This is a genomic window from Streptomyces sp. NPDC031497 (assembly GCF_055580905.1).
Map to the genome: position 1 here is coordinate 1 of NZ_JBVIKO010000061.1, position 7,957 is coordinate 7,957.

Consider the following 7,957-nt stretch of genomic DNA (forward strand, 5'->3'; position numbering starts at 1 on the left):
GAGGTCGCCCGTGACGCCGAAGATGACCAGACCGGACGGTCCCGCGATACGCGGGAGCCGTCGGTCTGCGGGGTCACGCAGCGGGTTGCTGCTCGGCCTGCTCATCCAAACACCCTCCTCCCGCGACGTCATGACTGGTACTTCTCAACCTGGGACACCGTCCGGGCGTGCGCCTCGTCGGGATTCTCACCGAACTCGGCCTTGGCGCGGCGCTGTCGGAGAAGATCCCAGCACTGGTCGAGTTCCCGCTCGATCACGACGAGCCGTTCGCGCTCCGCAGCACCGTCTGCTGTACTTGTCGGCAGAGAGTCCCGCAGTCTGCGTTCCTCTTCGGCCATCTCAGTAATCCGGTGCAGGATCCGCTGATCGTTCTCCACGTGTTTCATCGCCTCCTCATTCGTCACTGCCAATTCCATGCGCGGCTCGCGGCCGCCGCAGGCGGTGGCCGGGCCTGCCAGCGGTCATCGGCGGTTCTCCGCCTGGAACATCCAGCTCTGCTTCTCCAATTCGGCGGTGAGTGAGATGAACAGATCCTGGGTCACAGCGTCCGGACCCCCGGTGACCTTGATGCGGGTGCGCATCCGACTGATCAGAACGGAGAACACCGCGACCAGCGCCTCCACGGCCTTGCCGTCCTCGATCCAGCCAGCGTCGAAGGTGGGAAGCCCACTGCTGGCGGCGATCGTGGCGGCACGGCCGTCAGGCTGACCCCCAGTGCGGCCGCTCGCTCGGCTGCTTGATCGGCGTAGTCATGGGCCGTGGCGACGACTTCGTCGAGTTGCTGGTGGATGGCGCGGAACCGCTGGCCGTAGATGTTCCAGTGCGCCTGCTTGGCCAGCAGAGAGAGATCCAGCAGGTCGACCAGCGTCTCCTGCAACGCGGCTCCGGTGACGCCGCGGTCCTCGTCGGCAAGTGGACTCGTGATGATGGTCATGACTGCGTGTGTTCCTTCCCGAACCAGATCCGACCCTGGCCCTGCCCGAGCGACCGTGGCTCGGTCGGGCCCCGTCGGCGGAGGTCATAAAGGCCTGTTCCCAAAGTCTTCGGGCCATGTCCGTCCGCGCGATCCGTTGTTTGACTTAGGAGATACGCAGGAGGGAGCTGACACTTGTCTCACCGTGACCGCCGCGTCATGCGGCCGGCACCGGGCCGGCCCCCAGCAGCGAACCCGCGGGCATATCCGGCATGTCCCCCGAACGCCCCAGGGCGCCACGGAGTTGGGCGCGATTACTAACGCCCAGCTTCGGAAACACTTGGTAGAGGTGGAAACCGACGGTGCGAGCGGACAGCAGCAAACGCTCGGCGATCTGCCGATTGGTCAGACCGGTCGCCGCCATCCGCGCGATCTGCAATTGCTGAGGGGTCAGCCGCTCCAGCGACTTGGCGGCCTCTCCCCCACCGCGCACATCCACCCCGCACGGCCGCAATTCCCCCGCAGCCCGCTCCATCCACACACGTGCCCCCAGCCACTCGAACACGGTGGACGCCCGGGCCAGTTCCGCGCGGGCCTCGCTCATCCGGCGCCGTCGGCGCAACCATTCGCCGAACTCCAGCGACACCACCGCCCTCTCGAACGGCCACTGCTCCCCCGCCGGATCCGCCAGAACCGCACGGAAAAGTTCCTCGGCTTCCTCCCCCTCACACAACAGCGCTCGCGCCCGATCGAGAATGTGCCGCAGGCGAGGCGACATGTCCTCTCCCGCATACCGCTCAACCGCGTCCACCACCGCGGCCGCTTCCCGTTGACGGCCTACCCGCATTGCGGCCGCGGCCAGATCGCCCACTCCGTACAGAGAACCGTGGTAGTGCACGGGCTGCAGGTCGGAACCTCCTGTGAACAACCCCCGCAACAGCTCGTACTCCACCAGGTAGTTGCCTTCCCCAGCGGCCAGAGCCGCGCGGACCATCGCCGCCCGCGTCCCCAGGACGAGGCTGTCCGACCGCTCCACCCCGGCCACAGCACGTCCGACCAGGCGGCGGGCGCCCTCGGTGTCTCCACGCAACGCCAGAATCCTCGCACCCACACACATGGCCTTGCGGGCAGCGGGCTCCAGACCGCTCTCGGTCGCCACTCGCCACGCCTCCTCAGCGGATGTCCAGGCCGCATCCCAGGCACCGGCGTCGAATTGCGCCGACGCCAATGCCTGTCCCGCGATCGCGCGAGAACCTGGCGACGCCGTGACCGGGATCCGTTCCATCGCCGAGCCCAGAAGCCGCACCGCCGTCGCGGTCTCGTCCAGCATCCAGGCCGCACGCCCCGACAGTGTCAGCGCCTCGGGGTCCTCGGCTGATTCGGCTGCCCGATCCGCCAGTTCCAACAGCGTCCTGCGGCTGTCAAAGGGGGCACACCAAGCACGCGCCCACGTGTGCTCGAACGGGTTGCCCGCGTCCTCGGGCAGGAGCGCGAGCACCCCGAGAAGCCGGCGTCGGACGTCCTCGTCACCGCTGTCGTAGGCAGCTCCCACGGCGTGCGCAACCGCCTTCAGCGCTTCACCGGGAGCACCCTCGGCAAGGGCTGCCGACAGCGGCAGGAGATGGGACAAGGCCGCCTTCTGACGGCCGGTCGCCGCCAGCGCCCACCCGGTCCACAGTGCCGCTCCCGCCAGGAGTCCCGTATCCTCCGTCGTCGCGGCGACCTCGCCGGCGAGCGACTCCACCCACCACGGCTCGCCCGCCCGCATCGCGAGATCGCACGCCCTCAGCAGCCGCTGCGCCCGCTGTTGCCCTCTCACACTCAGTTGGGCCGCCCGCTCCAGGGCCAGGGCAGCGACCCGATGTCCGCCACGCTGACAGGCACGCCCCGCCGTCTGCTCCAGAGCGTCCGCCACAGACTCGTCGGGGATCAAGGACGCGGCCGCCATATGCCACGCCTGCCGGTCGGGCTCGTTCGTGAGTCTGCCGGCCAGCAGCACATGCACCGCCCTCCTCTCGGTGAAGGAAGCCGTCCGGTAAACGGCAGCCTTCATCCACGCATGCCGAAATGCCACCTTCCCGCTGTCCAGACGCACCAGTCCGGCGGCCTCCGCCGCCGCCCATGCGTCCACTGACCCACCCGGTACCGACTCGGCCGCCGCGAGCAGCGCCGTCGGCATATCCGCCTCGTCGGCCGCCGCCACGAACAGCAGAACCCGCTTCGTGGCCTCCGGCAGCCGGGCACATCGCTGAGCGAAGTGCTCCAGCAGCGATGTGGGCAGCGGCATGTCAGCCCCCGTCTCCCACAACCGCGGGTCCGCCTGGGCGAGCTCCGCCAACAGGAGCGGATAGCCCTCGGCCAGCCGGAGGATCTCCGTGCGCGCGCGGCCTCGTGGCACCACAGGCTGCATGTTCAGCAGGTCATGGGCAGACTCTGCCGACAGCGGTCCTACCCGCAAGCGCTCCAGTCCTGACCACACTGCCTCGAGCCGGCTTCCGTCTCGGATCGCGGCAAGCAAGCTCACCGGTTCATCGCCGATCCGGCGGGCGACGATGTGCAGTGCCTGGGCCGAGGCCGGGTCCACCCACTGCAGGTCATCGATGACAACCGCCACTGGTTGCCGCCGTGCCGCTGCCAGCAGCAGATTCAAGGCGCCGAGACCGACAGCCAGTCGGTCATCGGTCTCGTCCTCCAGCCGGACAGGCCCCTGGTGAAGGCCGAGGGCGCGTACCAAGGACGCACGCTGGGCGGGCGGAAGGCTAGAGAGATGGGGCAGCAGGGGTTTCAGCAGCTGATGCAGAATGCTGTAGTCGAGCGTGCGCTCGTCGGAGCTCCCAGCGCACGACAAAACGCAGAGTCCCCGGTCGGCCGCCTCCATCTCCGCATACTTGAGCAAAGCGCTCTTACCGATCCCCGCCTCTCCCGCAAGAAGAAGCGGTACTGATTTTTCGAAACGCTCCGGAAATACCCGAAGACGTATCTCATGTATCTCCGAGTCGCGCCCGACCAAAAACTTCCGGCGCTCGCCTTCAGCGGGTCCTTGGAACATCATTCCTCCAGTTCCCCAGCCCATCAAGATGGAATCCCATCGTCCACAAGCCTGCCCGGCAAGGCCGCGTGGAGGCCTGCCCGCCCCCCTTCACCAGGCCCTCCCTGCCGTGCACGGTCGGAGAGAAGACGGAGCAGCTACGTCCGCCTTCGAGCATCACAGACAGCGACGTATCGCTTCCTCGGTCATGGGCCGACGGCGCCATAAACCTCAGGATGTCCAACCGCATATTTTGACGCTACCAGGGATGACCGTCGCACCTGAGCCAGAATTTTGGCGATGCACGGAAAAGGCAGCAGGATTCCACGATTCCAGAAACATTCCACACTCATTCCAGAAGAATGAGGGTTCTTTCCAGATGTTTTCCAGTGGTGAGCGGGGTGCGAGCGCATGAGTAGAGTCGCTGGTGCACAGGGAGGCAGCACAGGTCCCCTCACCCGGGCAAGTCTCCGCAGGATGCCGCTTCTTGGACCGCTCAGACCCGCAGGGCGTTGAGTGCCATGGACAGTGACCGCATGGCGGCGGTGCCGTCTCCGACAGCCTTGCCTCGCAGCCCCGCGCCTTCGAAGGCGTCGATCAGAAAAGCTGCCAGGTCCTCTGCTGGCTCGTCCGACCGGATCTCCCCAGCCTGCTGTCCCTGCTCGATCACGACCGCGAGCACTTCGATCCACTTGGCGATGCTGAAGCGCACGGCCGAGCTCACTTCATCACCCGCAACCGGGCCTTCGCTGGCCATCGTCATCAGCAGGCACCCGTACTCCACACCGGTGGCCTCCGTCCGGGCGGCCTGGGAGGAGAAATGGGCATGCAGCCGGTCGATCGCGGTAGGAACGCTCTGACCGAACATGCTGACGTCGGTGCCACGAGCGTATCGACGGACGATCTCAGCGGCGAGTTCCTGCTTGCTCTTGAAGTGATTGTAGAAAGATCCTTTGGGCACACCCGCGGAGTTTGTGATGTCCTGCACACTGGCGCCGCTGAAGCCTTGCTGGCGGAACACGGTCTCGGCGTGCTCGATCAGCTTCCATTTGACGCTCACCTGTGGCATTCCTCAAATATGGCCGGTCTGCTTGACCTTGTCAAAGCCCCCGGGTTTACATTCACTGCGGCCGTCAGACCGCGACGACCGCCTCAGGCAGGTTCCAGACGTCGGGGTGTGCGAGACACAGACTCGCGGCAGCGGCTCGGCACGACTCGACAAAGCCCTGAACCGCCGGCAGTCCGTCGCCCTCATGCCACACCACGCTCATGCGATGCTCAAGGTCGGGGACAGGTACAAAGACGACACCGGTGTAGCCACCGAACCGGAAGGACGCTGGTACGACGGATAGCCCCAGTCCAGCTGCCACCAGGTCGGGTACAGCGGAGGGGGCCGTGGGTACCGGCGTCAATCGGACGTGCGACGCCTCAGCGCATCGGCTCAGCGAGTCCCAGCAGTGGCCGCGTTCACGCAGCGGGAACAGAATCGGCTCGCCCGCCAGCGCGGCCAGCGGCATCTCGGTCGCTTCGGCCCAGGTATGGTCCGGACCGAGCAGAGCGCTCGCCCTCTCCACGAGCAGCACCTGCTCGTGATCGGTGCCCAGGTCCTCGCCCCAGGTCAACGCCACGTCGGCACGGCCGTCCCGCAGCGCCCCAGCGATATCGCAGTCGTCCAGTCCCACCACAGAAACCTGGACGTCGGGGTGGGTGGCACGAAAGTGCCGGACCGCCTCCGCCAGCAAGCCACCGGGAGGGCTGGGCAACGGCGCAGAGACCGTCAGCGTCGTCGCCTCCTGCTCGGCGACCGCCGTTCTAGCGGTACGGACGAGTCGGCGGTTCTGAGCGATGACACGCTGGGCATGCGGCACCACGAGCCGCCCGGCAGCCGTCAGCTCGGCGCCCCTCGAGGTACGCACGAACAACGGCACACCCAAGAGCCGTTCCAACTGCTGCACCTGCCTGCTCAACGCTGACTGCGCGACCATGAGGCTATCTGCAGCATGTCCGAAGTGACCGTCTCGGGCGACCGCCAGGAAGGCCCTGAGCAGCCGAGGATCGATATCGGGCTCTGATCGGGGTGCCAGAAGATCTGTCAGATCGGGAGAAATAGGGTCTGTCACTTCGAACCTGCCTCACTTTCGAGTACGGAAGCCGCCTGCCGGATAGAGGGACCGATCAGGTCAACCACGCGTCCGATGGGCACACGTTGCAGGCATCCCGGTTCGGCATGGGCTGATGACGATTCGGTCTTGGACTGCGCACCCGGCGCTCTGCTCGAATGTTGAGTGAACGCATTGGAAGCGAGGAGAACAGTGACTTCCCTGTCCGGCAACATCAGCGCTCCCGTCATCACGGAGCCCGAGACGCAATCCGTAGTGCAGTTTCTCGGCGGTCTGGTGCGGATGCGCGCCCGGGCCACCGACACCGGGGGGGCCTACGCTCTGCTGGAGCACAACGGTGAACGCGGTTACATGTCTCCGCTGCACCTGCACGACAACGACGAGGAGACTTTCCTGGTCCTCGACGGCACTCTGAGGGTCGAAGTCGGCAATGAGGTGCGGAGCGTGGGCGCGGGCGCCCTGGCGCTGCTGCCTCGCGGACTGGCCCACGGCTTCGTCGTGACGTCCCCGACGGCACGTTTCCTGACGCTGCACACGCCGGGCGGGGGGTTCGACGCCTTCGTGGCGGACATCGGCGTGCCCTTCGACGGAAGCGCCACGCCTGAGGCAGGACCGGGACCCGACCCGCAGGAGCTGACCCGGCTGGCGGCTACACACGGTATCCAGATCGTCGGCCCGCCTCTGCTGCCCTGATTCTCGCGCAGTGAGTGCCTCGGCGACAGCCATGCAAGGCCTTGGCCGGGACACCGCGCAGCGACAGCCTCGCCCGGGCCGCGCGAGGTGACAGGGCCACGGACTCCGCTGGCCTTCGACGACACTCTGTCGCTCCGGCACCGCGCATCTCCCCTCTTCCGAAGCGGACTGGTCCCTTCGGTGCCGGCTGCCCGGACGGATGAACCACCTGACCGGGCATGCAGGAGGGTGGCCGGAGCGGCCGACACGTCGGGCCGGCCGCTCCGGGCTCACGCTAGGAAAGTCCGATCGTCCAGGCATCGGTCGTCTGACTACCCTCGTCGGTACACTCACGGGACGGTTGGTCACGGTTGATGGCGCTCTCCGTACACCTTCCATCATGGTGGAGGGTCTATCATAACAAGACGACCGGCCATTTTCAGACATGGCGTGATCCCTCACCGGGGAAGCGCGGAATCTGTACTTCGTACGCACAGATCTTGTCTCTTGCGGCAGGGCGCAGGCGAGCCTGCGCTCACTGCCTCGGCCGCTCGGCACAGTTGGGGGCGGAAGGTACATCGCCCGTGCGGGCCTCCGGGACCGACCGAAACCGCACTGCAGAAAAGGGACGTATCACATGTTCAAACGCATCCTGGTGGCCATAGATCCGAGTGAGGCCCGCCGGGCCGCTCTGTCCACAGCCGGCGGTCTGGCACGTCTGATGGGATCCCAGGTCCACGTGGTGCACATCGTGGCCTCCACGGTGACAGCGGGCACCGTGCTGAACCTTGAGGAGGACGCCGAGGGCAAGACCATTCTCGCGGAATCCCTCGGTGCGCTGCACAGCCTGGGGGTGGAAGCCGAAGGCCACCTCGCCCACGGCCTGACGCAGGAAGTGGGGCCACTGATATCCGCGGCGGCCGCCGAATTCCAAGCCGACCTCCTGATCGTCAGCCCCCACCACCGCAGTTCAATCGCCGCGTTCTTCCATCCCCGTGTCAGCGACGCACTGGCACACGCTGGCAAGATCGCGGTTCTCATGGTCCCTGAGGGAGCCGGGAACGAGTAGAAACCCCTCCCCCGCACGCCCTGCCGCTGATGCCGGTGCGGGGGGGGGGGGGGGGGGGGGGGGGGGGTTTCCCCCCCCCCCCCCCCCCCCCCCCCCCCCTCCACCCCCCCCCCCCCCCCCCCCCCCCCCCCCCCCCCCCCCCCCCCCCCCCCCCC

At 67.1% G+C, this 7,957-nt stretch carries 6 protein-coding genes and 1 pseudogene; 2 read left to right on the plus strand and 5 right to left on the minus strand.

Annotated elements, in window-relative coordinates:
- Window positions 1-128 precede the first annotated feature (128 nt).
- The 5 genes and pseudogenes from ACZ5K7_RS48130 to ACZ5K7_RS48150 all read right to left on the minus strand — a co-directional run bounded on the left by ACZ5K7_RS48130 (window position 129) and on the right by ACZ5K7_RS48150 (window position 6,061).
- A complete protein-coding gene (locus ACZ5K7_RS48130; RefSeq protein ID WP_468924929.1) occupies window positions 129-386 on the minus strand; it encodes a DUF2630 family protein in 258 nt (85 codons plus the stop codon).
- 75 nt (window positions 387-461) lie between these two features.
- Window positions 462-934 (minus strand): annotated as a pseudogene (locus tag ACZ5K7_RS48135) (Dps family protein).
- 196 nt (window positions 935-1,130) lie between these two features.
- Window positions 1,131-3,965, minus strand: a complete 2,835-nt coding sequence (locus tag ACZ5K7_RS48140; protein ID WP_468924919.1) for an AAA family ATPase — start codon at window positions 3,963-3,965, stop codon at window positions 1,131-1,133.
- Between the two features lie 472 nt (window positions 3,966-4,437).
- On the minus strand, window positions 4,438-5,010 hold the full coding sequence (locus tag ACZ5K7_RS48145; RefSeq protein ID WP_468924921.1) for a TetR/AcrR family transcriptional regulator: 573 nt from the start codon (window positions 5,008-5,010) through the stop codon (window positions 4,438-4,440).
- Window positions 5,011-5,074: 64 nt separating this feature from the next.
- Window positions 5,075-6,061, minus strand: a complete 987-nt coding sequence (locus tag ACZ5K7_RS48150; protein ID WP_468924923.1) for a LysR family transcriptional regulator — start codon at window positions 6,059-6,061, stop codon at window positions 5,075-5,077.
- 192 nt (window positions 6,062-6,253) lie between these two features.
- Here ACZ5K7_RS48150 and ACZ5K7_RS48155 point away from each other — a divergent pair, with 192 nt between their 5' ends.
- Both ACZ5K7_RS48155 and ACZ5K7_RS48160 read left to right on the plus strand, forming a co-directional pair.
- Window positions 6,254-6,754 (plus strand): cupin domain-containing protein, encoded by a 501-nt coding sequence (locus tag ACZ5K7_RS48155; RefSeq protein ID WP_468924925.1) that lies wholly within the window; start codon window positions 6,254-6,256, stop codon window positions 6,752-6,754.
- Between the two features lie 616 nt (window positions 6,755-7,370).
- Window positions 7,371-7,802 (plus strand): universal stress protein, encoded by a 432-nt coding sequence (locus ACZ5K7_RS48160; protein WP_468924927.1) that lies wholly within the window; start codon window positions 7,371-7,373, stop codon window positions 7,800-7,802.
- The last annotated feature ends 155 nt before the right edge of the window (window positions 7,803-7,957 follow it).

Excerpts from the sequence above, each read along its gene's own strand:
- ACZ5K7_RS48130 (WP_468924929.1), bottom strand. The coding sequence starts at position 386 with ATGAAACACGTGGAGAACGATCAGCGGATCCTGCACCGGATTACTGAG.
- ACZ5K7_RS48160 (WP_468924927.1), top strand. The coding sequence starts at position 7,371 with ATGTTCAAACGCATCCTGGTGGCCATAGATCCGAGTGAGGCCCGCCGG.
- ACZ5K7_RS48140 (WP_468924919.1), bottom strand. The coding sequence starts at position 3,965 with ATGATGTTCCAAGGACCCGCTGAAGGCGAGCGCCGGAAGTTTTTGGTC.
- ACZ5K7_RS48145 (WP_468924921.1), bottom strand. The coding sequence starts at position 5,010 with ATGCCACAGGTGAGCGTCAAATGGAAGCTGATCGAGCACGCCGAGACC.